General features: G+C 56.6%; 23 protein-coding genes. 20 read left to right on the top strand and 3 right to left on the bottom strand.

From position 1 onward, the window contains the following. Positions 1-45 precede the first annotated feature (45 nt). Both HHJ17_RS17330 and HHJ17_RS17335 read right to left on the bottom strand, forming a co-directional pair. Positions 46-1,299: a D-amino acid dehydrogenase gene (locus HHJ17_RS17330; protein WP_296506695.1), complete on the bottom strand. Its 1,254-nt coding sequence runs from the start codon at positions 1,297-1,299 to the stop codon at positions 46-48. A gap of 61 nt (positions 1,300-1,360) precedes the next feature. After that, positions 1,361-2,689 (bottom strand): amidase, encoded by a 1,329-nt coding sequence (locus HHJ17_RS17335; protein WP_296501797.1) that lies wholly within the window; start codon positions 2,687-2,689, stop codon positions 1,361-1,363. Positions 2,690-2,868: 179 nt separating this feature from the next. On the opposite strand from HHJ17_RS17335, the gene rpsB reads away from it, so the two are divergent. The 20 genes from rpsB (at position 2,869) to HHJ17_RS17435 (ending at position 23,758) form a co-directional block, all read left to right on the top strand. Further along, positions 2,869-3,621 carry a 30S ribosomal protein S2 gene (gene rpsB / locus HHJ17_RS17340; protein ID WP_296501798.1) on the top strand — a complete coding sequence of 251 codons (753 nt, stop codon included), beginning with the start codon at positions 2,869-2,871 and terminating at the stop codon, positions 3,619-3,621. A gap of 88 nt (positions 3,622-3,709) precedes the next feature. Continuing rightward, positions 3,710-4,633: a translation elongation factor Ts gene (gene tsf, locus HHJ17_RS17345; RefSeq protein ID WP_296501799.1), complete on the top strand. Its 924-nt coding sequence runs from the start codon at positions 3,710-3,712 to the stop codon at positions 4,631-4,633. Positions 4,634-4,745: 112 nt separating this feature from the next. Further along, entirely contained in the window at positions 4,746-5,468 is a 723-nt protein-coding gene (gene pyrH / locus HHJ17_RS17350) for a UMP kinase (RefSeq protein WP_296501800.1), read from the top strand. A gap of 59 nt (positions 5,469-5,527) precedes the next feature. After that, positions 5,528-6,088 carry a ribosome recycling factor gene (frr, locus tag HHJ17_RS17355; RefSeq protein WP_296501801.1) on the top strand — a complete coding sequence of 187 codons (561 nt, stop codon included), beginning with the start codon at positions 5,528-5,530 and terminating at the stop codon, positions 6,086-6,088. Between the two features lie 27 nt (positions 6,089-6,115). Continuing rightward, a complete protein-coding gene (gene uppS, locus HHJ17_RS17360) occupies positions 6,116-6,847 on the top strand; it encodes a polyprenyl diphosphate synthase (RefSeq protein ID WP_296501802.1) in 732 nt (243 codons plus the stop codon). A gap of 9 nt (positions 6,848-6,856) precedes the next feature. Further along, positions 6,857-7,702 carry a phosphatidate cytidylyltransferase gene (locus HHJ17_RS17365; RefSeq protein WP_296501803.1) on the top strand — a complete coding sequence of 282 codons (846 nt, stop codon included), beginning with the start codon at positions 6,857-6,859 and terminating at the stop codon, positions 7,700-7,702. 8 nt (positions 7,703-7,710) lie between these two features. After that, positions 7,711-8,922, top strand: coding sequence for a 1-deoxy-D-xylulose-5-phosphate reductoisomerase (gene ispC / locus HHJ17_RS17370; RefSeq protein ID WP_296501804.1), 1,212 nt, complete (start codon positions 7,711-7,713; stop codon positions 8,920-8,922). A gap of 18 nt (positions 8,923-8,940) precedes the next feature. Continuing rightward, on the top strand, positions 8,941-10,305 hold the full coding sequence (gene rseP / locus HHJ17_RS17375) for an RIP metalloprotease RseP (RefSeq protein WP_296502004.1): 1,365 nt from the start codon (positions 8,941-8,943) through the stop codon (positions 10,303-10,305). 48 nt (positions 10,306-10,353) lie between these two features. Continuing rightward, a complete protein-coding gene (bamA, locus tag HHJ17_RS17380) occupies positions 10,354-12,654 on the top strand; it encodes an outer membrane protein assembly factor BamA (protein ID WP_296501805.1) in 2,301 nt (766 codons plus the stop codon). Then, positions 12,654-13,172 carry an OmpH family outer membrane protein gene (locus HHJ17_RS17385; protein WP_296501806.1) on the top strand — a complete coding sequence of 173 codons (519 nt, stop codon included), beginning with the start codon at positions 12,654-12,656 and terminating at the stop codon, positions 13,170-13,172. The genes bamA and HHJ17_RS17385 overlap by 1 nt, the downstream gene beginning before the upstream one ends. Before the next feature lie 22 nt (positions 13,173-13,194). After that, the gene (gene lpxD / locus HHJ17_RS17390; RefSeq protein ID WP_296501807.1) at positions 13,195-14,181 is read left to right on the top strand and encodes a UDP-3-O-(3-hydroxymyristoyl)glucosamine N-acyltransferase; all 987 of its coding nucleotides are present in this window, start codon (positions 13,195-13,197) and stop codon (positions 14,179-14,181) included. Beyond that, complete coding sequence (gene fabZ, locus HHJ17_RS17395; protein ID WP_296501808.1) at positions 14,178-14,618, top strand: 3-hydroxyacyl-ACP dehydratase FabZ; 441 nt, start codon at positions 14,178-14,180, stop codon at positions 14,616-14,618. The genes lpxD and fabZ overlap by 4 nt, the downstream gene beginning before the upstream one ends. Before the next feature lie 10 nt (positions 14,619-14,628). Further along, entirely contained in the window at positions 14,629-15,423 is a 795-nt protein-coding gene (gene lpxA / locus HHJ17_RS17400) for an acyl-ACP--UDP-N-acetylglucosamine O-acyltransferase (protein WP_296501809.1), read from the top strand. Positions 15,424-15,567: 144 nt separating this feature from the next. Continuing rightward, positions 15,568-16,701: a lipid-A-disaccharide synthase gene (lpxB, locus tag HHJ17_RS17405; RefSeq protein WP_296502006.1), complete on the top strand. Its 1,134-nt coding sequence runs from the start codon at positions 15,568-15,570 to the stop codon at positions 16,699-16,701. Continuing rightward, complete coding sequence (rnhB, locus tag HHJ17_RS17410) at positions 16,673-17,305, top strand: ribonuclease HII (RefSeq protein ID WP_296501810.1); 633 nt, start codon at positions 16,673-16,675, stop codon at positions 17,303-17,305. The genes lpxB and rnhB overlap by 29 nt, the downstream gene beginning before the upstream one ends. After that, positions 17,302-18,093, top strand: a complete 792-nt coding sequence (locus tag HHJ17_RS17415; RefSeq protein WP_296501811.1) for an RNA methyltransferase — start codon at positions 17,302-17,304, stop codon at positions 18,091-18,093. The genes rnhB and HHJ17_RS17415 overlap by 4 nt, the downstream gene beginning before the upstream one ends. Before the next feature lie 201 nt (positions 18,094-18,294). Then, the gene (gene carA / locus HHJ17_RS17420; protein WP_296501812.1) at positions 18,295-19,488 is read left to right on the top strand and encodes a glutamine-hydrolyzing carbamoyl-phosphate synthase small subunit; all 1,194 of its coding nucleotides are present in this window, start codon (positions 18,295-18,297) and stop codon (positions 19,486-19,488) included. Further along, positions 19,481-22,756 (top strand): carbamoyl-phosphate synthase large subunit, encoded by a 3,276-nt coding sequence (carB, locus tag HHJ17_RS17425; protein WP_296501813.1) that lies wholly within the window; start codon positions 19,481-19,483, stop codon positions 22,754-22,756. The genes carA and carB overlap by 8 nt, the downstream gene beginning before the upstream one ends. A 104-nt stretch (positions 22,757-22,860) precedes the next feature. Beyond that, a complete protein-coding gene (greA, locus tag HHJ17_RS17430; protein WP_296501814.1) occupies positions 22,861-23,337 on the top strand; it encodes a transcription elongation factor GreA in 477 nt (158 codons plus the stop codon). 4 nt (positions 23,338-23,341) lie between these two features. Beyond that, positions 23,342-23,758 (top strand): DUF4149 domain-containing protein, encoded by a 417-nt coding sequence (locus tag HHJ17_RS17435; protein ID WP_296501815.1) that lies wholly within the window; start codon positions 23,342-23,344, stop codon positions 23,756-23,758. Here the strand turns inward: HHJ17_RS17435 and HHJ17_RS17440 are convergent. After that, the gene (locus HHJ17_RS17440) at positions 23,749-24,222 is read right to left on the bottom strand and encodes a YhbY family RNA-binding protein (RefSeq protein ID WP_296502007.1); all 474 of its coding nucleotides are present in this window, start codon (positions 24,220-24,222) and stop codon (positions 23,749-23,751) included. The genes HHJ17_RS17435 and HHJ17_RS17440 overlap by 10 nt on opposite strands.

Consider the following 24,222-nt stretch of genomic DNA (forward strand, 5'->3'; position numbering starts at 1 on the left):
AATTGTCTGTCAACACTCTATTGTGTCAACTTAAAAAGCACGACATTAAGTGCGCAGTCGTCCGACGCCAAACCCACTCATATCCAGGTCAGGCGTCCGGCCGGCGATCTGGTCGGCCAGGGCTCTGGCTGAGCCGCAACTCAGCGCCCAGCCACTGGCGCCATGCCCGAGGTTCAGCCACAGACCCGCAATCCCGCTGACGCCGATGATCGGCGGTCCGTCCGGGAGCATGGGGCGCGCGCCTTTCCACTCCTGAACCCCGTTGGACAGGTTGGCGGCACCTGGAAACCAGTCGTGCAAAACCTTGTACAGCGTTTGCAGGGAGCTGGCCCTTTTTTTGTCGGGTGACCCGCCGAGTTCGGCGCATCCTGCCACGCGCACGCGGTTGCCCAAGCGAGAAATAGCCACCAGATAGTGTTCGTCCATCACGGCACTGCGGGGGCCGTTGAGCGGCTCACGAATGGTGGCGCTGATGGAGTAGCCGTAGACGGCGGCCAATGGCATATGCAGGCCCAAGGGATCAAGCAGCCGGGCTGAGTCCAGTCCGGCGCACATCACAGCGGCGTCAAACTGGCGCGGCGCGTTTTCGCCGGCAATGCCAAGTGCCACTCCGGCGGACGGCAAAACATGGGTGACCGTGGTGTTGAATGAAAATTTCACGCCCATGCGCTGCGCTTCAGTTTTGAGCAGCAGGGCGAACTGGCGGCAGTTGGCAGCTTCGTCGTCCGGTAAATAGACCGCACCAAAAAATGCCGTGTCCGGATTGAGTGCCGATTCGATGTTGCGGGCGGCCACGGGGTCGAGCTCTTTGAACGCCACACCGGCATCACGCAGTACCTGCAGACCCGGCTGCACGCCTTTGCTGTCCTTCTCGGTTCGCAGCAGCATCATGAAGCCGTCGCTGCGCTCGTATTCCAGCTTCAGATTCGCCGTGATGTGGTGTAACCGTTCTGAGCTGTAAAACGCCAGACGTTGCAGGTGGGCCCGGTTGACCAAGAAAGTGTCCAGTTTACAGGCGCGAGACCACTGCCAGAGCCAGGCCAACTCGCGCCCGGAGAGTGGCAGCCCTACTTTGATGGGCGCATAGCGGCTGAATAAATGCTGAATCAGCTTGGCCGGCATTCCAGGTGCAGCCCAAGGCGTGACGTAGCCCGGTGCCACGATGCCGGCGTTGGCAAAACTGGCTTCCTCGGCGGCGGCCCCGCGCCGCTCCAGCACGGTGACTTCGTGCCCGTCACAGGCCAGCTCGTAGGCCGTGGTGATGCCGATGATGCCGGCACCAATAACTGCAATCTTCATGAATCCCTTTTTTCTTATGCTTTATTGGCTCTAGCTCCCGTTGCTATTGCGTAAGCAGCTATTATTTATGTAGCAAGTTTTCGATTTGAAGCGCGATGTTGAGTACCGGGTCGTCGTGCATGGCGCCAGCCCAGATCATCAAACCCACCGGTAGCTCATCAGGCGTGTGGCAGGGGATCGAGATGGCACAGCCGTCAAGCATGTTGATGGCACTGGTGTTTCGCAGTAATTGGGTGTTGACCTGAAAAAAAGCGTCATCACGTTCGCTCCCTGGCGCCACATCGGCAATTGGAGGGGCCACGATGGGGACGGTGGGTGACAGAAAAGCATCAAAGCCCTGCATGGCCGTCTCCATCGTGTTAATCCAGTGGCGTCGGGCGTCTTCAAGCTCTATGTATTCGTAAGCGCGCATTGTCGCACCGCGCTGGATGCGGGCCGCGACGCGTGGGTCGTAAAGATGGGCTTTTTGTTTCAGCAGATGGTGATGCCAGGCGTAGCTCTCGGCAGCCGAAAAGCCACCAGTTGCCTGAATGTGCTGGAGTTTATTGAGTTCAGGCAGCGCCAGTTCGTCAATATGGGCGCCCGCATCGCGCAATGTTTTAAGGGTGCGCTGCCAGGCGCGGGACACGGTGGCGTCCAGTCCGTCCAGCATCAAGGTGTGAACCACACCCAGGCGGTAGGCGCCAAGCGGAGCGGTGCTACGTGTGACTTGGCGCTGGGCCAATAGCTCGTGGGCCAGGATGGCGTCTGGCACGGAGCGGGTGAGGGCGCAGACGGTGTCCAGGGTGGTCGACAGCGGCAGCGCGCCTGCCGTTGGCACCAGTCGGGCGGTGTTTTTGAAGCCGACGATGCCGTTGAGGGCGGCCGGAATGCGAATCGAGCCGCCGGTGTCGGATCCCAGTCCAATAAATGCGGCGCCCGTTGCCACGGAAACGGCCGCCCCGGACGAAGACCCGCCCGGAATGCGGGGCACGTCCGTCGGGCTGGCGTTGGCCGGGGTGCCGAAATGCGGATTGACGCCCACCCCCGAGAAGGCAAACTCGACCATGTTGGTGCGGCCGATAAAAGCGGCACCCGCGCGGCGCAGCCGGGCAACGGCCAGACTGTCCTGCGCTGCCAGTGGCGCGTCACGGAGCGCGAGGGAGCCGGCGCTGGTGGTCTGCCCGACGACATCGAACAGATCCTTGATGGAGACCGCCAGGCCCGCCAGCGGTTTTTTCTCAATATCCCGGGTACTGGCAACAGCACGGGCCTCGGCAAAAGTTTGCTGGAGAAAAACATGGTCGCAGCGCGCTGATTGCGCCGTATCAATGGCCTGCTCAATTTCTGCTGTGGGGTGCATCTGGCCGGTGCGCAGCCCGTGCCGCGTTGTGTGGAGGTCTGGGAGCATGGGGTCGCAGGGGTGAGTGTTATAATTTTTGGCTTTACTGGGTAGTCAAGTGGCGGCTCAGTAAAAAAATAAGCAAACCAGTTTCATCAAGGTGTTGCGGCTTTTGCAGGCAAATTCAAAAATGCCTTCAGATGAAGCAAAAACGAACTGGATTTTAGACCTAACCTTTGGAGTTAAACATGTCAGTTACCATGCGCGAAATGCTGGAAGCCGGTGTCCATTTCGGCCACCAAACCCGCTTCTGGAACCCCAAGATGGCCCCGTTCATTTTCGGTCATCGCAACAAAATTCACATTATCAACCTGGAAAAATCGCTGCCGATGTTCCAGGAAGCAGCCAAATTTGCACGTCAAATTTCTGCCAAGCGCGGTACCGTGCTGATGGTGGGTACAAAGCGTCAAGCGCGCGAAACCGTTGCAGAAGAAGCCCAGCGTGCTGGTGTTCCTTATGTTGACCAGCGCTGGCTCGGCGGTATGTTGACCAACTTCAAGACGGTCAAGACTTCCATCAAGCGTCTTAAAGACATGAAGATCCAGCAAGAAGCCGGTCTTGATGCGCTGAGCAAAAAAGAACAGTTGATGTTTGCCCGTGAAATCGCCAAGCTTGAGCGCGACATTGGTGGCATTCAAGACATGACGGTTCTGCCGGATGCAATTTTTGTGATTGATGTGGGTTTCCACAAAATTGCCATTGCTGAAGCCAAAAAACTCGGCATTCCCCTGATTGCAGTGGTTGACACCAACCATTCGCCTGAAGGCATTGACTACGTCATTCCTGGCAATGACGACTCATCCAAGGCTGTGATCTTGTATGCCCGTGGCATTGCTGATGCGATCATTGAAGGCCGTGCCAATATGGTTGACGATGTTGCCAAGGCCATGGTTGCTGAAAGCGCTGATGAATTTGTCGAAGTGAACGAGGCTGCTGCCTGAGTTTGTCTGTGACCCCAAAAAAGGGGGCTTTGTGGCCCCTTTTTTTTAGTCCCTTTTTAAATAATTAAACTGAGTACGGAGAATAAAAATGGCTGCAATTACCGCAAGCATGGTCGCTGAACTGCGTGGCAAAACTGACGCGCCCATGATGGAGTGCAAGCGTGCATTGACTGAAGCTGAAGGCGATATGGCCAAAGCTGAAGAGTTGTTGCGTGTCAAGCTGGGCAGCAAAGCCGGCAAGGCTGCTGGACGCATCACCGCTGAAGGCGTGGTCACCAGCTATATCGATGGCAATGTGGGTGCCTTGCTCGAAGTTAACTGCGAAACCGACTTCGTTACTAAAAATGACAGCTTTTTGGCGATCGCCAATGCCGCTGCAGAACTGATTGCCAAGAACAATCCTGCTGACGTGGCGGCTCTGGGCGCTCTGCCCTATACCCAAGACGGCTTTGGTCCGACACTGGAAGACGTGCGCAAGGGCCTGATCGGCAAGATCGGCGAGAACATGAGCTTTCGTCGTTTCAAGCATTTCGCTTCTGGCGCCAAGCTTGCCGCGTATTTGCACGGCACGCGTATTGGTGTGGTGGTCGAATTTGAAGGTGATGAAACAGCCGCCAAGGATGTGGCTATGCACGTCGCAGCGATGAAGCCAGTGGCGTTGTCTAGCGCCGATGTGCCTGCCGAACTGGTAGCCAGAGAGCGTTCCGTGGCTGCGGCCAAGGCGGCTGAAGATGCAGCTGTTGCGACGGCTGCGGGCAAGCCCGTTCAGTCGGCTGAGATTGTCGCCAAGCGTATTGAGGGCGGTGTGCAGAAATTCCTCAAGGAAGTGTCACTGTTTAATCAGTCCTTCGTGAAGAATGACAAGCAGACTGTTGAGCAGATGCTCAAGGCCGCTGGCACGACCGTCAAGAGCTTCACGCTGTATGTGGTTGGCGAAGGCATTGAAAAGAAGGTAGATGACTTTGCTGCAGAGGTAGCGGCTCAAATCGCAGCGGCCAAGCAGGGCAGCTGATCGTCATCCTGGCTGCGATAGCCAGGTTATTCCATGTCCAAATTCAGATCGAGATCATCGGGCTGAATTTGGATTTATTCCATTCAACATTCATCACTTCAAGGAATCCATCATGACCATCGCCACACCAGCCTACAAGCGCATATTGCTCAAGCTGTCAGGCGAAGCCTTGATGGGGGATGACCAGTTTGGCATCAACCGCGACACCATTGTTCGCATGGTGAACGAGGTGGCCGAAGTTACCCGCCTGGGGGTGGAAGTTGCCGTGGTGATTGGCGGCGGCAATATTTTTCGTGGCGTGGCAGGCGGTTCGGTCGGTATGGACCGGGCCACGGCGGATTACATGGGCATGCTGGCTACGGTCATGAATGCACTGGCCTTGGGCGACGCCATGAACAAAGCGGGCCTGACCGCTCGCGTCATGTCGGCGATCGCCATTGAGCAAGTGGTTGAGCCTTATGTCAGGCCTAAGGCTTTGCAGTACCTCGAAGAGGGCAAGGTTGTTATTTTTGCCGCGGGTACTGGCAATCCGTTTTTCACCACCGATACCGCCGCTGCGTTGCGGGGTGCAGAAATTGGTGCTGAAATCGTGCTGAAGGCCACCAAGGTCGATGGGGTTTACTCCGCCGATCCTAAAAAGGACCCGCTGGCCACCCGCTACAGCAAAATTTCGTTTGATGAAGCGATGTCACAAAATCTGGGCATCATGGATGCCACTGCGTTTGCCTTGTGCCGCGATCAAAAATTGCCAGTTAAAGTATTCTCCATATTCAAACATGGCGCACTCAAGCGCGTGGTGATGGGGGAAGATGAAGGTACGCTGGTCTATGCCTGACCCTGTCAGAATTGCAACGCGCAAACAGTGTCCTTTGAACAGTTGAGTAGGAGAGCTATATGCCGATTTCTGAAATTAAAAACACGGTTGAAGTCAAGATGGATCAATCCATCGCTGCATTCAAGAACAACCTGACCAAGATTCGTACCGGCCGGGCAAATCCCGCGTTGCTCGATACAGTTCAGGTTGACTATTACGGTTCCCTGATGCCGATCAGTCAGGTGGCGAATGTGTCCTTGCTGGATTCCCGCACCATCAGCGTCCAGCCTTGGGAAAAAGGCATGGGCGCCAAGATTGAAAAAGCCATTCGCGACAGCGATTTGGGTCTCAATCCGTCTTCCATGGGCGATTTGATTCGTGTCCCGATGCCCGCCATGTCGGAAGAGCGTCGCAAGGAATTGACCAAAGTCGTGCGGAATGAAGGTGAAAGCGCCAAGGTCGCTGTGCGCAATCTGCGCCGTGATGCCAATGAAGCCGTTAAAAAAGCGGTCAAAGACAAGCTGGCTTCTGAAGATGATCAAAAACGGACGGAATCAGAAATCCAGAAAACGACGGATCGCCACATTGTCGTCATTGACCAATTGGTGGCCGCTAAAGAACAAGACATCATGGCGGTCTGACGTCAGTCAGACGCTTTAATTCTCTACATGACTTCGCCTAGCGTGGTTCCTCACCATATTGCCATCGTCATGGATGGCAATGGGCGTTGGGCGTCTAAACGGTTTCTTCCGCGTGTTGTCGGCCACAAGCAAGGGGTTGATGCGCTTCGCCGCTGCGTCAAGGCTTGTGCGGACCGGGGCGTGGGCGTGTTGACTGTGTTCGCTTTTTCTTCAGAGAACTGGAATCGTCCGGCCGAAGAGGTCTCCGGTTTGATGAGTCTTTTTGCCATGGCGCTTACCCGCGAGGTGCCGCAACTCAAGGCCGATGGTGTGCAGATCCATTTTGTGGGTGAGCGCACTACGCTGTCGGAGAAGGTGATTGCGGGTATCGAACAGGCGGAGTTGTCGACGGCATCCAATACCCGCTTGATTTTGAATGTTTGCTTTAATTACGGCGGTCGCTGGGACATCGTTCAGGCCGCCGAAAAATTAGTGGCCCAAGGCCAGCCCGTGACAGAGCTAAATTTAAACGGGGCAATGGCATTGGCGCATGTTCCTGATCCCGACCTGGTCATTCGCACTGGTGGAGAGCAACGCATCAGCAATTTTCTGTTGTGGCAAACGGCCTACTCAGAGTTTTATTTCAGCGACAAGCTCTGGCCAGAGTTTGATGAAGAGGCGCTTGATCTCGCCATTGAAGCTTTCAGTCAACGTGAAAGACGGTTTGGTAAAACATCAGGCCAGCTTGCTGAGCAGGCAATCATCCCTACCGTTGTTTGAGGAATTCAGATGCTAAAACAGCGCGTTATCACGGCTCTCGTTCTGCTGCTTATCTTGCTGCCAGCCCTGTTCTATCACTCGCCCGTGCCATTTTGTGCGATTAGCCTGGTCCTGATCGCCGCCGGTGCCTGGGAATGGGCTCGACTCAATGGCTATGGTCCAGTGGGGTCGCTGCTTGCCGGCTTTATTTGTGTCGTCGTCTGCTCGCTAACCTGGTGGCTGGGTGTCCTTGAGCAATCACTGCCCGTGCTGTGGCTACTTGCCGGGGCGGCTTGGGTGCTGGCCGGCGCTTGGGTGTTGCATCGTGGTGTGTCGGCGTGGTCCGGCCATCCACAGGTGGTCCGGCTGGTGTCTGGGCTTGTTGCGCTCTGGCTGGCTTGGCTGGCGGTGGCGCAGGCGCGGGTGATTGGGATCAATTTCCTGCTTTCCATTCTGGTGCTGGTCTGGGTGGCGGATATCTTTGCCTATTTTGCGGGTAAGGCGTTCGGCGGACGATTCAGCCATGGCAAGCTCGCGCCCAGCATCAGTCCTGGTAAAAGCTGGGAAGGTGTTTGGGGTGGCATGGTGGGCGTGCTCGTCTTGGCCTTTGTCTGGCGTTGGGCTGATACCGCATGGGCCACCACGGTCCCCAGCTTGTACAGTCACCTTGGACTTAGAGGTGGATGGCTGCTGCTGATTGCGGTCGTGTTCCTGGCTGCGATGAGTGTGGTGGGTGATTTGTTTGAGTCGCTGGTCAAGCGCAGTGCGGGCGTCAAAGACAGTAGCGGCCTGCTGCCAGGCCATGGCGGTGTGCTCGATCGGGTCGATGCTTTATTGCCCACGCTGCCGCTGGCGATGATGCTCTACTCCGTGTAAAAGCGCCGATGAATGATTTGGAAAACATTGTGAAGCAACGCATCGCCATACTGGGCTCGACCGGATCGATTGGGGTCAGTACGCTGGATGTGATTGCCCGGCATTCCGACCGGTTCGAGGTTTTTGCCCTCAGTGCTTCAACGCAGATTGACCTGATGCTGCAGCAATGTGTGCAGTTCAAACCCGTGTTTGCGGTCATGGCGAGCGAGCCTCATGGTCGCGCGCTGGAGCAAAAATGCCAGGCGCTCAATTTGACGACCCGGGTTCTCTGGGGTGCGCCTGCGATCACCATGATCGCATCGCATGAACAGGTCGATGCGGTGATGGCGGCGATCGTCGGGGCGGCTGGACTTGCCTCATGTCTTGGGGCGGCCCGGGCCGGCAAACGCTTGTTGCTGGCCAACAAGGAAGCGCTCGTGGTTGGTGGCGATTACTTCATGCAAGCGGTCAAGCAAGGGGGGGCGAAACTTCTGCCGATTGACAGCGAGCATTCAGCCGTTTTCCAGTCACTGCCCGATGATGCGGCCTCGTGGGCGCGTCAGATTGATAAGATCATTCTCACCGCCTCTGGCGGGCCATTTCGTCAACGCGATCCCCTTACGCTTCGTGATGTGACGCCGGAGCAGGCCTGTGCCCATCCCAATTGGGTGATGGGCCGCAAGATTTCCGTTGATTCCGCCACGATGATGAACAAGGCGCTGGAAGTCATTGAAGCACGCTTTCTTTTTGATGTCGCACCGGATCAGATCGAGGTGGTGATTCATCCGCAAAGTGTCATCCATTCGATGGTGCAGTACAAAGACAATTCCGTGGTCGCGCAACTTGGCACACCCGACATGAAAGTGCCGATTGCTTATGGCCTGTCCTGGCCGGATCGCATCGCGTCCGGTGCCGCCGCATTGAACTTTCGCTCAATGGCGGACATGACGTTTGAGTCGCTGGATTCGAATGGGCACGAACAACGCTTTCCAGGCTTGAAGCTGGCGTGGTCAGTTTTGAAAGCCCCCTCTGGTACGACCGCGGTGTTGAATGCGGCCAATGAAGTGGCTGTGGCCGCCTTTCTTGACCGGCAAATCCGCTTTGACCAGATTCACGTTGTCAATCTGGAAACGCTTGAAACAGTCGCCACCGCCAGTCCGCAGTCGCTGGAAGATCTGTTGGCGCTGGATGCGCTATCCCGTGACGTCGCTCACCGGATGGTCCGTCGTGTTGGCGTTTAATCAATTTTCTTTGGAATCATCATGCTGACACTTGCAGCATTTGTGCTCGCACTCGGGCTATTGATTGCCGTGCACGAATACGGGCACTACCGCATGGCCGTCGCCTGTGGCGTCAAAGTCCTTCGGTTTTCCATCGGCTTTGGGAAGACGCTGTTTCGTTGGCAACCCAAGGGCTCATCAACCGAGTTTGTTATTGCGGCCTTTCCGGTGGGGGGCTACGTCAAGATGCTTGACGAGCGGGAGGAGCCGGTGGCCAGCGAAGAGCGGCATCTTGCGTTCAATACCCAGCCCTTGCGCTCGCGTATTGCCATCGTCGCGGCGGGCCCTGTGGCTAATTTACTGCTGGCGGTTCTGCTGTATGCCGTCGTCAATTGGAGCGGGATGCAACTTCCCGCGGCGATCTTGGCAAGCCCCGAAGCGGGATCCATCGCTGAACGGGCCGGATTGATCGGCGGGGAACGGGTCCAGCGTGCCGGCTTTGATGGGGATGAACTCCAAAGCGTCGAATCGTTCGAAGATATTCGCTGGTTTTTGACCCGGGGTGCCTTGGAGGGGCAGGATGTACGCTTGGTGGTGAGCGGCCCTGTTGGCGCTACACCTAGCGACGTGTTGCTGAAACTCAGTGGCATGGACGCCAGCGAGGCGAATGCTGATTTGTTTCGCAAGATCGGCATCGTGGGACCTTTCTCCCGCCCTGTCATTGGCGAGGTAACAGCGGGTGCTGCGGCCGATAAAGCGGGCCTACGGAATGGCGACGTGGTGCGACAGGTGGGGTCGGTGTCTATTGTGGACGGACAGCAGTTGCGTCAGCTGATTCGGGCGTCGGTTTTGAACGGCGAAGCGGCGCCATCAGTCTGGAAAATTGATCGTGCCGGCACACAGTTTGATGTAACGGTCAAGCCGGAGGTCCGGCAAGAAGGCGAACTTGTGATCGGGAGAATTGGCGCCTATGTCGGGGCGATCCCTGAACTGGTGTTGGTGCAGTATGGTGCGGCAGACGGCCTGTGGCGCGGCTTGATCCGCACCTGGGATGTCTCGGTCTTGACGCTCAAAATGATGGGGAAGATGCTGGTGGGTGATGCCTCACTCAAGAATCTCAGTGGACCTTTGACGATTGCTGACTACGCGGGAAAGTCTGCCGGTATGGGATTAACGCAGTACCTGTTATTCCTTGCCTTGATCAGCGTTAGTCTGGGTGTTTTGAATTTGCTCCCGTTACCGGTTTTGGATGGTGGCCACCTGATGTATTATCTTTGGGAGGGACTCACGGGCAAACCTGTCTCTGACGCTTGGATGGAGCGCTTGCAACGAGGTGGTATTGCGCTTCTGTTGGTCATGATGTCGATTGCCCTCTTCAACGATATCACCCGCTTATTTGGCTAATTTCTGGTGTCGACAATCAACACCAGCTTGACTTCTCAATATTTAAAAATGCAATTTAATCGTTTTCCCCTGCGCTCAGTCTCTGCCGTGGCTTCGCTGCTTTTTGTGGCCAGCACGGCGTGGGCCGTCAATCCTTTCACCGTACGCGATATTCGTATCGAGGGCTTGCAGCGTGTGGAGCCGGGAACCGTCTTCGTTTCGCTGCCGGTTCGGGTTGGCGATGTTTATGACGACGAAAAAGGGACGTCGGCGATTCGGACTCTTTTTGGTTTGGGTCTGTTCAAGGACGTGCGGATTGAAGTCAATGGCGATGTGCTGGTGATCGTTGTTGAGGAGCGGCCTACGGTGGCCGATGTTGACTTCGTTGGTACCAAAGAATTCGATAAGGACGTTCTCAAAAAAGCCTTGCGCGATGTCGGACTGTCCGATGGCCGCCCTTTTGACAAGGCGCAACTTGACCGTGCTGAGCAGGAGTTGAAGCGGCAGTACATCAATCGCAGCCTGTATGCGGCAGAAGTTGTGACGACGGTGACACCGATTGAGCGCAACCGGGTCAACCTGACATTTACCGTGGTTGAAGGTGCGCCTGCCAAAATCAGTGAAATCCGAATTGTCGGCAACAAGGTGTTTGATGAGTCGAAGTTGCGTGGTCTGTTTGATCTTGACACCGGCGGCTGGTTGAGCTGGTATACCAAGTCGGATCGCTATTCACGCGCCAAACTCAATGCTGACATTGAAACATTGCGATCCTATTATTTGACTCGGGGCTATCTGGAGTTCAAGGTGGACTCAACGCAGGTTGCGATTTTGCCCAACAAGACTGACATTGCCATCACAATCAACATCACTGAAGGCGAGCGTTTTATCGTCAGCGGCGTCAAGCTGGATGGCAATTTCCTCGGCAAAGATGATGAGTTCAAATCGCTCGTGACAATTCGACCCGGCGAAGCATATAACGCTGACGAAGTGGCTAAAACGACCAAGGCTTTCACCGATTATTTTGGTAATTTTGGATTTGCTTTCGCTCGAGTGGAAGCCCGCCCTGAAATTGATCGAGTTAACAACCGTGTTGCCTTGGTTCTTCAGGCCGAACCTTCCCGTCGGGCTTATGTCCGCAAAATTAATGTGGCCGGTAACAATCGGACCCGTGACGTGGTGGTGCGCCGGGAGTTTCGGCAGTTTGAGGCGTCCTGGTATGACGGCGACAAGATTAAATTGTCGCGTGACCGCGTTGATCGCTTGGGCTATTTCAAGGACGTAGGGATCGAGACCCAGGAAGTCCCCGGTTCGCCAGACCAGGTTGACTTGACTCTCAATGTGGTTGAAAAACCCACCGGAAGCCTGAGTTTGGGGGCCGGGTTTTCAAGTGGCGATGGACTTGGACTCTCGTTTGGTCTGAGTCAGCAAAACGCATTCGGCTCTGGCAACTCGCTGGGCGTACAGATCAATACGAGCAAGATCAATCGTGCGATCGTTTTTAATACAACTGATCCATACTTTACGGCGGATGGCGTTTCACGCACCATTGACGTTTACCACCGGACTTCCAGCCCGTACCAGGATCAAAGCTATTACCAGCTTCAGACCTCCGGCGGCAGTTTGAGGTTTGGGATTCCATTCACCGAGTCCGATACGGTGTATTTCGGTGCCGGCCTGGAGCAGACCACCATCGTGCCCGGTACGCTCTTGCCAACCTCTTACCAAGAATACGCCAACCAGTTTGGACTTACCAGCATGGCGGTTCCTCTGACTGTCGGTTGGTCGCGTGACAAGCGTGACAGTGCCCTGGCACCTAACTCTGGCCGCTATCAACGCGCCAATGCTGAGTGGTCCCCAGCGGGTGATGCCCGCTACCTGCGCGCCACCTACCAATATCAGGAGTTCATTCCCCTGAACAAGCAATTTACTGCGGCGTTCAACGGTGAAATCGGCTGGGGTACGGCCGTTGGCGATCGACCTTACCCGGTATTCAAAAATTTCTACGGTGGCGGTTTGGGTTCGGTCCGTGGCTTTGAGCAGGGTAGCCTGGGACCGCTGGATGAAACTGGAACGGTCGTCGGCGGGACCCGGAAAATTAATTTGAATGCTGAACTGCTGACGCCGTTTCCCGGCGCCGGCAATGACCGTTCGTTGCGGATGTATGCGTTTTGGGACGTCGGCAGTGTGGCAGGCGACGACCGAGGATTGGCCAGCAATGTAAATGCGAGCAGCCTGCGTTCTTCTGTGGGCGTCGGTATTAGCTGGATATCACCGGTGGGTCCTTTGCGGCTGGCATTCGCCAAGCCGATCAAGAAGTTTGAAGGCGATAAAATACAGACCATGCAATTTCAAATTGGGACCTCTTTCTAATGAATAACTTTTTACGTCAATGCTGTACGGGCATTTTTCTGGGTGGCCTGCTTGTGTCTGCGCAGGTGCAGGCGCAAGAGTTCCGCATCGGGTTTGTCAGTACCGACCGGATTTTCAAGGAGGCCAATACCGCCAAGGCGGCACAGGCCAAGCTGGAGCAGGAATTTTCCAAGCGCGAGAAAGAGCTGGTCGATCAGGGGGCAACCTTGAAGTCAATGGCCGACAAGTTCGAACGTGAAGCGCCGACTTTATCGGAAAGCCAACGGGCGACCCGTCAAAAGCAGTTGGTTGAGCAGGATCGCGACTTTCAGCGCAAGCGCCGAGAGTTCCAGGAAGACCTGAATTCCAGAAAAAACGAAGAACTGCAGCAAGTGCTTGAACGGGCCAACAAGGTCGTGAAGCAGGTTGCGGAATCCGAAAAGTATGACTTGGTGCTTCAAGAGGCGGTTTATGTCAATGCCAAGCACGACATCACCGACAAAGTCATCAAGGTTCTGAATTCGGGCAGCGTTAAATAATCACGCGCAAGGTTTGTGAAGGGTGACGCTACGTCTAGGCTCGATTGTTGAGGTACTCGGTGGTGAGTTGCATGGTGATGCCGGCCTCAACATCGAAGGTCTGTCGCCACTCGAAACGGCGACTCCCCAGCACCTGAGTTTTCTCAGTCATCCCAAGTACCAGAGCCAGTTGGCGGCATCAAAAGCCGCTTGTGTCATTGTGGCTCCCTCAATGCGCGCCGTGGCCTTGTTGCGCGGGGCCTGCATTGTGGTGGACCAACCCTATTTGTATTTTGCCCGCGTCACGCAACTGTGGAAAAAAAGCATGGCGCAAGCTGTGCGTCCACTGGTTCATCCCAGTGCAGTGATTGACGCCGAGGCTTTTGTTCATCCGCTGGCCCGTATTGGCGCTTTGTGCGTGATTGAGCGGGGCGCCCGTATTGGTGCCGACACCGAACTCAAGTCTCGGGTAACCGTGGGTGAGAACTGTGTCCTGGGTGAGCGATGCCTTGTGCATTCGGGGGTCGTCATTGGTGCGGATGGTTTCGGCTTTGCGCCAAATGCGGGGGCTTGGGAGAAGATCGAGCAATTGGGTGCTGTCCATATTGGCAACGATGTTGAAATTGGCGCGAATACCTGTATTGATCGCGGCGCCTTGCAAGACACCATCATCGAAGATGGGGTCAAGCTCGACAACCTGATCCAGATTGGCCATAACGTGCGGGTTGGCAAACACACGGCGATGGCGGGCTGTGCCGGTGTGGCGGGCAGTGCCACCATTGGGTCGCATTGCACCATTGGCGGCGGCGCGATCGTGCTGGGGCATCTCGTCTTGGCCGATGAGGTCAATATTTCTGCCGCAACCGTGGTGACCCGGTCGATTCGCAAACCGGGGCATTACACCGGCATGTTTCCCCTTGACGAGAATGCCGCCTGGGAAAAAAACGCGGCCTCTCTCAAACAGTTGCACAGCTTGCGCGATCGCATTCGGGCATTAGAAGATAAATTAAAAACATTGGAACAACCATGATGAACATTCACCAGATTCTCAAGCAGCTGCCACACCGTTATCCGTTTTTATTGGTAGATCGGGTGCTCGCCATTGAAAAAGGCAAAAGCATCAAGGCGCTGAAGAATGTCACCATCAACGAGCCGTTTTTTGAAGGACATTTTCCACACCGCCCGGTGATGCCGGGCGTGCTGATGCTGGAAGCCCTGGCACAAGCCGCGGCCCTGCTGGCCTTTGACGCGCTGGGGACGTCACCGAGCGATGAAATGGTTTATTACTTTGCCGGCATCGATGGTGCCCGCTTTAAGCGACCGGTGGAGCCGGGGGACCAGCTGATTCTGGAAGTCGAATTGTTGCGAATGAAAGCCGGTATTTTCAAGTTCAAGGCACGCGCTCTGGTCGATGACGAACTCGCTGTGGAAGCCGAGTTGACCTGTGCCATGCGCAATATCACCTGAGGCTTGACGGGTGACAGCAATTCATGCCACGGCTATTGTGGATCCCGGGGCCGAACTCGATAGTTCGGTGACGGTAGGGGCTTACACGCTCATTGGGCCTCACGTCAGGGTAGGGGCCGGCACCACCATTGGTCCGTATTGCGTACTGGAAGGTCACACCACCATTGGGCGTGAGAACCACATTTTCCAGTTCAACTCGCTGGGGGCCATTCCGCAGGATAAAAAATATGCTGGCGAGCCTTGTGAGTTGATCATTGGCGATCGCAATACCATTCGCGAGTTTTGTACCCTCAACATTGGTTCCCCGGGGGACACCGGCGTCACGCGGGTGGGTGACGACAACTGGCTGATGGCGTATGTTCACCTGGCGCACGATTGCGTCGTTGGCAACAACACCATTTTTGCTAATAATTCCCAGCTGGCCGGCCATGTGCAGGTCGGGGACTGGGCGATTCTGGGCGGTTTTACCGTGGTGCATCAGTTTGTGAAAATTGGGGCTCACAGCATGACCGCGATGTGTACGCTGCTGTTTGCTGATCTGCCACCCTTTGTCATGTGCCAGGGTCAACCGGCGCAAGCGCGTTCCATGAACTACGAAGGATTGCGTCGTCGTGGTTTTTCGCCGGAACGAGTGTCTGCTGTCAAAGCCATGCACAAGGCTTTGTACCGCGACGATCTCACCTTGCAGGCAGCCCGTGCGCGCATTGCGGAATTGACTCAAACAAGTCCTGAGTCCTCGCCTGATGTGGAGATGATGCTCTCATTTTTAGAGCAAGCATCGCCGCAACGCGGCATCGTGCGCTGATCCGGCGATCTCGGCATGAACGACTTGAGTACAGCCGGGCGGCCCACTGTTGTGCCGCCACTTGGTGACTCGACTAGGGTGATAACGCCGTTTTTGGCGCGCAGTGCGACACCCGAAGGGTCAGGCCAAGGGGTGAAGTTTGCGATGGTGGCAGGGGAAACCTCGGGTGATCTGCTGGCTGGTTTGCTGCTGGACGGCTTGCGTGAGCGCTGGCCCGCCATGAAGGCCGTCGGGATTGGTGGTCCGCAGATGGCCCGCCGCGGCTTTGAGGCCTGGTGGTCGCATGACAAATTGTCGGTGCACGGCTATGGCTGGGAGGTGCTACGCCGTTACCGCGAGATTGTCGGCATTCGCGCGCAGCTCAAAACTCGCCTGCTGTTGCAACGCCCGGATGTATTCATCGGCGTGGACGCTCCTGATTTCAATCTTGACCTCGAAGCTGGGCTCAAAGCGCAGGGCATCAAGACGGTGCATTTTGTGTCGCCGTCGGTCTGGGCCTGGCGCCCGGAGCGGGTCGAAAAAATCCGCCGCAGCGTCGACCATGTGTTGTGCATCTTCCCGTTTGAGCCAGCCTTGCTGGCGCAGCACGGTATTCAAGCCACCTATGTCGGTCATCCGCTGGCCAACGTCATCCCGCTGGAGCCCGACCGGTCAGGCGCGCGGGCGGCGTTGGGACTGACAGATGCCGACCAAGTGGTCGCCATTCTGCCCGGAAGTCGAATATCCGAAATCAGGCATCTCGCTTCGATATTTTTTCGGGCTGCAGCCCTTATGCAGCTTGCGCAGCCAGCTATAAAATTTATAGTGCCGGCGGTACCGTCGTTGAAAGCCGAAATTGAGCAAGCCGCCCGTGCCAGCGGTCTGCTGACGAACCTGCAGATCATTGAAGGCCAGTCGCATACCGTTTTCGCCGCCTGCGATGTCACGCTGATTGCCAGTGGCACTGCCACGCTGGAGGCCGCTTTGTTCAAGCGTCCGATGGTGATTGCCTACCGCATGGGCTGGCTGTCGTGGCAGATCATGCGACGCAAGAAGCTGCAGCCCTGGGTCGGTTTGCCTAACATTCTTTGTCAGGATTTCGTGGTGCCCGAATTGCTGCAAGACGCCGCTTCGCCGCAGGCCCTGGCCGATGCGGTGTTGCTTTGGCTGGATGCCAAGGTGACTGCACCTGAAAAAATTGCTGCCCTACAACAAAAATTCGCCGAGTTGCATGTGCAACTGCAGCGCGACACACCACGAATAGCCGCCCATGCGATCCAGCAAGTACTCCAAGGCTGAGCAAGCCGACACCAAACAAGCCGCTCTGGTTTGGCATCTTCCCGGTCTGGTCGCCGGCGTGGACGAGGCTGGGCGTGGCCCGCTGGCCGGCCCCGTGGTCGCCGCGGCTGTCATTCTGGATGAGTTAAACCCGATCAAGGGCTTGGCGGATTCCAAAATACTCACCGCGCTGCGCCGCGAAAAGCTGTTTGATGAAATTCGCGCCAAAGCGCTGTGCTTCTCCATTGCCGAGGCCAGCGTCGAGGAAATTGAACAACTCAACATTCTGCAAGCCACGCTGCTCGCCATGCGCCGGGCGGTAGAAGGCCTGCGGCTTAAACCGAACAAAGTGCTGGTGGACGGCAACCGTCTGCCCGTGCTGGACATGCTGGCCGAAGCCATCGTCAAAGGCGACGCCACCGTGCCTGCCATTTCCGCCGCCTCCATTTTGGCCAAAGTACATCGTGACCGCTGGTGCGCCGAGTACGACCAGCAGTTTCCGCAATATGGTTTTGCCAAGCACAAAGGGTATGGCACCGCCGAGCATCTGGCTGCCTTGCGTGCGCATGGTGCCTGTCCGCAACACCGCAAAACCTTCCGCCCCGTGACCGAGGTGCTGCGATGACGATACAAGTCCAGCACATCACGTCGCGGGATAACACTTTTCTCAAAGACCTGCGGCGCTTGTCGCAGGACAACACGGCCTATCGCAAGCAGGGCCGCTTTTGGGTAGAAGGGGATCATTTGTGCCGAGCGGCTCTGGTGCGCGGTGTGCAGCCTTCTGTTGGTATTTTCTCTGAGTCATTTTGGCCTCTGGCCCCCGTTGAATGGGCGCAGGCAGCTATTAAAAACATAGTAATTCCAGACGCTTTTTTCCATGACATCAGCGGTCTGGAGTCGCCGGCCAGCATGGGCTTCGTGTTCGATCTGCCGCAGAGTGCAGCATTGCAGCCTCAGATGGCCTCCGTCATCCTGGATCGGGTGCAGGATGCGGGCAACGTCGGCTCCATCTTGCGCAGTGCCTCGGCCTTTGGTTTCAAACAGATCATTGCCCTCAAGGGCACGGCTGCGCTGTGGAGTCCGAAAGTGCTGCGCGCTGGCATGGGTGCCCATTGGGGCTTGCAACTGATGGAGGGTGTGCTGCTAAGCGAGCTTGACAAGTTGGACATGCCCATTCTCGTTACCAGCTCACATCGAGGTTCATATTTACACCAGGCGCTACAAAATAAAGAGCTTCCCACGACCTGTGCATGGGCACTGGGGCACGAAGGGCAGGGTGTGAGCGAGGCATTGGAGGCGCTGGCCAGCCTGCATGTTCGGATTGCCCAGCCGGGCGGCGAAGAGTCGCTCAATGTGGCTGCTGCCGCCGCCATTTGTCTGCACGCCAGTGCCACCGTATCTTTGCCAGCTTGAGCCCCGCCGCCGCGACAAGCGCGGGAGATTTAAAACCCGCCGGGTCGCCCACGCAAGGTTGACCCCCTCGGCTATAATGGGTGGCTTCACCGCATCCTGTACGCCTAGAGCCCTCTCAAGCCAATTCCCTCACAAAAGCAAGTCAAGAGTTGTCTCTTGAGCGCGTTTTGGCGTACCCGAAAACCCCATCCGGAGAAACCAGTGCTTTTGTCTTTACAGGGATCATTCCCCCCCGCCATTCTGGCGCTTGCAGACGGCACGGTGTTTGTTGGAAATTCCATTGGAGCCACTGGCTCTACCGTCGGCGAGGTGGTGTTCAACACCGCCATGACCGGCTACCAGGAAATCCTCACAGACCCGAGCTACTGCCAGCAAATCGTCACACTCACCTACCCGCACATCGGCAACTACGGCGTTAACACGCAAGACGTCGAAGCGGCCAAGGTGCACGCGGCCGGCCTGATCGTCAAGGATGTGCCGCTTGTCATGTCCAATTTTCGCGCCAGCATGACGCTGCCGCAGTATCTGCTGCAACAGAATACGGTCGCGATTGCCAACCTTGATACCCGCCAGCTGACGCGTCATTTGCGCACCCAAGGGGCGCAAAACGGCTGCATTCTGGCGTTGGCCGCGGGTGAATCGATCACCCAGGCCGCCATTGATCAGGCGCTGGCACTGGCGCAAGCCGCACCCGGCATGACGGGGACCGACCTGGCCAAGGTCGTGTCGGTCAAAGTCGCCTATGAGTGGACGCAGACTGAATGGCAGCTGGCGCATCCGCAACTGGAGGGCAAGCCCGGTTATGGCGTGCAGGCGAGCCCGAAGTTTCACGTTGTGGCGTACGACTTTGGTGTCAAGTTCAACATTCTGCGGATGTTGGCCGAGCGCGGTTGCCGCGTCACGGTGGTGCCGGCGAATACCAGCGCGGCCGAGGTGCTCAAGCACCAGCCCGACGGTATCTTTTTGAGCAACGGCCCGGGCGACCCCCAGGCTTGCGATTACGCCATTGCGGCAGTCGCCGAATTGATCGAGTCGGGCATCCCGACCTTCGGTATTTGTCTGGGGCACCAGATCATGGCGTTGGCCTCGGGTGCCAAGACCTTCAAGATGAAGTTTGGTCACCACGGGGCCAATCATCCGGTCAAAGACCTGGACACCGGCCGCGTCAGCATCACCAGCCAGAACCACGGTTTTGCGGTGGATGAAAAAACGCTGCCAGCCAACCTGCGCGCCACGCATATCAGCCTGTTTGACGGCACATTGCAGGGCTTGGCCTGGACGGGCAAGCCGGCGTTTTGCTTCCAGGGCCACCCGGAAGCATCCCCCGGACCACACGATATTGCCTATTTGTTTGACCGCTTCACCGCGCTGATGGAGACCCGCAACAATGCCTAAGCGTACCGACCTGAAAAGTATTCTCATCATCGGCGCTGGCCCGATCATCATTGGTCAGGCCTGCGAGTTCGACTACTCCGGCGTGCAAGCCTGCAAGGCGCTGCGCGAAGAGGGCTACAAAGTCATCCTGATCAACAGCAACCCCGCCACGATCATGACCGACCCGGCCACGGCCGATGTCATTTATATTGAGCCCATCACCTGGCAGACGGTCGAGAAGATCATCGCCAAAGAGCGGCCTGACGCCATTCTGCCCACCATGGGCGGCCAGACCGCGCTCAATTGCGCGCTCGACCTGTGGCACCACGGCGTGCTGGAAAAATACAATGTCGAACTGATTGGCGCCAGCCCCGAGGCCATCGACAAGGCGGAAGACCGCCTGAAGTTCAAGGATGCCATGACCAAGATTGGTCTGGGTTCGGCCCGTTCGGGCATTGCGCACACGATGGACGAAGCCTGGGTGGTGCAAAAGACGCTGGGCTTTCCGACCGTGATTCGGCCCAGCTTCACGCTGGGTGGCACCGGTGGCGGCATTGCCTACAACTCGGAAGAGTTTGAGATTATTTGCAAGCGCGGCCTGGAAGCCTCGCCCACCAATGAGTTGCTGATTGAAGAGTCACTCCTGGGCTGGAAAGAGTATGAGATGGAAGTCGTGCGCGATAAGGCCGACAACTGCATCATCGTCTGTTCCATCGAGAATTTAGACCCGATGGGCGTGCACACCGGCGACTCCATCACGGTGGCGCCAGCGCAAACGCTGACCGACAAGGAATACCAGATTCTGCGCAATGCCTCGCTGGCGGTACTGCGTGAAATTGGAGTGGATACTGGCGGCTCCAACGTGCAATTCTCCATCAATCCCGAAGACGGGCGCATGGTCGTGATCGAGATGAATCCGCGCGTGTCTCGCTCCTCGGCGTTGGCGTCCAAGGCCACTGGTTTTCCGATTGCCAAGGTGGCGGCCAAGCTGGCGGTGGGCTACACACTGGATGAGTTGCGCAATGACATCACCGGGGGGACGACTCCCGTGAGTTTTGAGCCGAGTATTGACTACGTGGTCACCAAAATTCCACGTTTTGCGTTCGAGAAATTCCCGGCGGCGGACAGCCGGTTGACGACCCAAATGAAATCGGTGGGCGAAGTGATGGCGATTGGTCGCACCTTCCAGGAATCGTTCCAGAAAGCCTTGCGCGGTCTGGAAGTCGGCGTCGATGGCATGAACGAAAAAACGCAAGACCGTGAAGTGCTGGAAAAAGAACTGGGTGAGCCCGGTCCCGAGCGCATCTGGTACGTGGGCGACGCCTTTGCGATGGGCATGAGCGTGGAAGAAGTGTTTGCGCTGACCAAGATCGACCGCTGGTTTTTGGTGCAGATCGAGCAGATCGTCAAGATCGAGCTGGAACTGGAAACGACCACGCTCGACGCCATTGATGCGCCCACCTTGCGTGCGCTCAAGCAAAAAGGTTTTTCTGATCGCCGTCTGGCGCGTCAGTTGAAAACTACGGACACCGTCATTCGCGAGAAGCGTCTCGCCCTGGGTGTGCGCCCGGTGTACAAACGCGTGGACACTTGTGCGGCCGAGTTTGCGACCGATACCGCTTACCTGTATTCGACCTATGAGTCCGAGAACAGCGAATGCGAAGCCGAGCCGACGTCCAAGAAGAAAATCATGGTGCTCGGTGGTGGTCCGAACCGCATTGGTCAGGGCATCGAGTTTGACTATTGCTGCGTACATGCGGCGCTGGCGATGCGTGAAGACGGCTACGAGACCATCATGGTCAACTGCAACCCCGAGACGGTTTCAACCGACTACGATACCTCAGACCGACTGTATTTCGAGCCACTCACACTGGAAGACGTGCTCGAAATCGTCGACAAGGAAAAACCATTTGGCGTGATCGTGCAGTACGGTGGCCAGACGCCGCTCAAGCTGGCACTGGACCTGGAAGCCAACGGCGTGCCCATCATCGGCACCTCGCCTGACATGATTGATGCAGCGGAAGACCGTGAGCGTTTCCAGAAGTTGCTGCACGAGCTGGGCTTGCGCCAGCCGCCCAATGCCACCGCCCGTACCGAGCCTGAGGCACTTGAAAAAGCCGCCGCGCTGGGTTACCCGCTGGTGGTGCGCCCCAGCTACGTTCTGGGTGGGCGCGCCATGGAAATCGTGCATGAGCAGCGCGATCTGGAGCGTTATATGCGTGAAGCCGTCAAAGTGAGCCACGACTCGCCGGTGCTGCTGGACCGTTTTTTGAATGACGCCATTGAATGCGATGTGGATTGCATTCGGGATGCTGGCTCAGCGACCCAGGAGGGCAGTACCTTCATCGGTGGTGTGATGGAGCACATTGAGCAAGCGGGTGTCCACAGTGGCGACTCAGCCTGCTCGCTGCCGCCTTACAGCCTGAGTGCTGAAACGGTGACCGAGATCAAGCGCCAGACCGCCGCGATGGCCAAGGCTCTGAATGTGGTGGGTTTGATGAATGTGCAGTTTGCCATCCAGAACATTGATGGCAAAGACGTGATTTTTGTCCTGGAGGTCAACCCGCGTGCCTCACGCACCGTGCCCTTTGTGTCGAAAGCCACCGGCATTCAGCTGGCCAAAGTGGCAGCACGCTGCATGGTTGGCCAGTCGCTGGCGTCGCAGGGCATCAAGAATGAAGTGACGCCGCCGTATTTCAGCGTGAAAGAAGCCGTGTTCCCGTTCGTCAAGTTTCCTGGTGTGGACACGATTCTCGGCCCCGAGATGAAATCCACAGGAGAAGTCATGGGCGTGGGCAAAACGTTTGGTGAGGCCTTTGTGAAATCACAAATGGGGGCCGGGACCAAACTGCCGAGGCCATTCAAGCCCACGGGCGAGGCTTCGGGCAAGATCTTTATCTCGGTAAAAAACCACGACAAACCGCGTGCCATCGAAGTCGCGCGTGCGCTGGCAGCCATGGGGTTTTCTGTGATTGCAACCAAAGGAACTGCCGCTGCCATGAACGCCGCGGGTGTGTCCTGTGGGGTGGTCAACAAAGTGACCGAAGGCCGGCCGCACATTGTGGACATGATCAAGAACAACGAAATTTCCTTGGTTATCACCACCGTGGAAGAACGGCGTAACGCGATTGCCGACTCACGGCAGATTCGGACATCGGCTTTGCTGGCCCGGGTCACGACCTTCACGACCATTGCCGGTGCCGAAGCGGCAGTGCAAGGCATGCCGCACATGGATCATCTGGACGTGATTTCTGTGCAGGAAATGCATGCGCAGTTGCTTGCCGCTTGATTCTGAACTGACTATCACGGCATAATCAGCCTCTCAAGATACCGCCGAACGGCAACGCTCGGCGGTATCTTTTTGTATTACATAAAACTCAAACGGAGCAGTACGTGGCGACCATTCCCATCACCAAGCGCGGCGCTGAAAAGCTCAAGGCCGAGCTGCATAAACTCAAGACCGTAGACCGTCCTTGGGTTATTAACGCTATTGCCGAAGCCCGCGCACAGGGCGACCTGAGCGAGAACGCCGAGTATGAAGTCGCCAAAGACCGTCAAGGCTTTATTGAAGGGCGTATTCAGGAAGTTGAAAGCAAGCTGTCAATCTGCCAGATCATTAATCCGGCCGAACTGGACGCTGAAGGCCGTGTGGTATTTGGTGCCACCGTCAAGCTCGAAGACGAAGATTCAGGTGATGTGGTGACTTATCAGATCGTCGGGGAAGATGAGGCTGACATCAAACTGGGTTTGGTCAATATTGGCAGCCCGATCGCCCGCGCGTTGATTGGCAAGGAGCAAGGTGATACTGCAGAGGTTCAGGCGCCCGGCGGCATTAAGCGCTATGAAGTGGTGACGGTTAGTTACGTTTAATTTGATGCCACGGTTGCCGGTGTTGGTGGCGGCTCTGTGGTGGGTCAGCCTGAGCACCATCGGGTTTTTGGTTGTGCCCATGCTGTTTGTGTATCTGCCAACACCCGCGATGGCCGGCAGTATGGCCGCCAAGTTGTTCTCGGCTCAAACGTGGGTATCTTCTGGCTGCGGAATGCTGTTGCTAATATTGGTGAATAGGTCGCTAGCCCCCGTTCCTACTGCGAGAGTAGCTATTATTTTAGTAGCGGTTGGTGTTTTGATGGCGCTGTTGGCCGAGTTTGCTGTGGCGCCGCGAATTGTGGCTCGGGATAACTTACGAGTGTGGCACAGTGTTGGCAGTGCCATGTATTTGCTGCAGTGGCTTTGCGCTGCGGCGACATTCTGGAAATTGATGCCGCCGCGTCAGGAAAATCAGGTCTGACTGCGTTTTTTGATACTGATTTGCTTGGGCTTGGCGCGCTTCACCTGACCACCGGCCGTCAGACGCTGATTGCCAAGAACGCGCAGCGTTTTGACTTCTGGACGCTGGCCGGCCATTTTGCTGTATTTCAGCACTTTGATATCGCGTGGGCCAGGCATGCGGTTTTCATCCACGGCCTTTTCCCGCTCTGGCATGGGTCTCCAAAGTACGAGAAGTTTACCGATATGTTGAATGGGAGCGGCATTGAGTTCGTCAGCCAAAGTCTGAAACATGGCTTCACGGGCTGCCCGGTCGTCAGAAAAGACGCGGATCTTGATCAGTCCATGGGCGTTCAAAGCCGCGTCGGCTTCTTTTTTAACAGCGGCAGTGAGTCCATCACCACCAACCATGACCACGGGGTCAAGGTGATGCGCTTCGGCACGATGTTCTTTGCGTTGGGCAGGGGTCAATTGAATTTGAGACAT

The sequence above is a fragment of the Rhodoferax sp. genome (assembly GCF_012927445.1).
In the GTDB taxonomy this organism is placed as follows: Bacteria; Pseudomonadota; Gammaproteobacteria; order Burkholderiales; family Burkholderiaceae_C; genus Rhodoferax.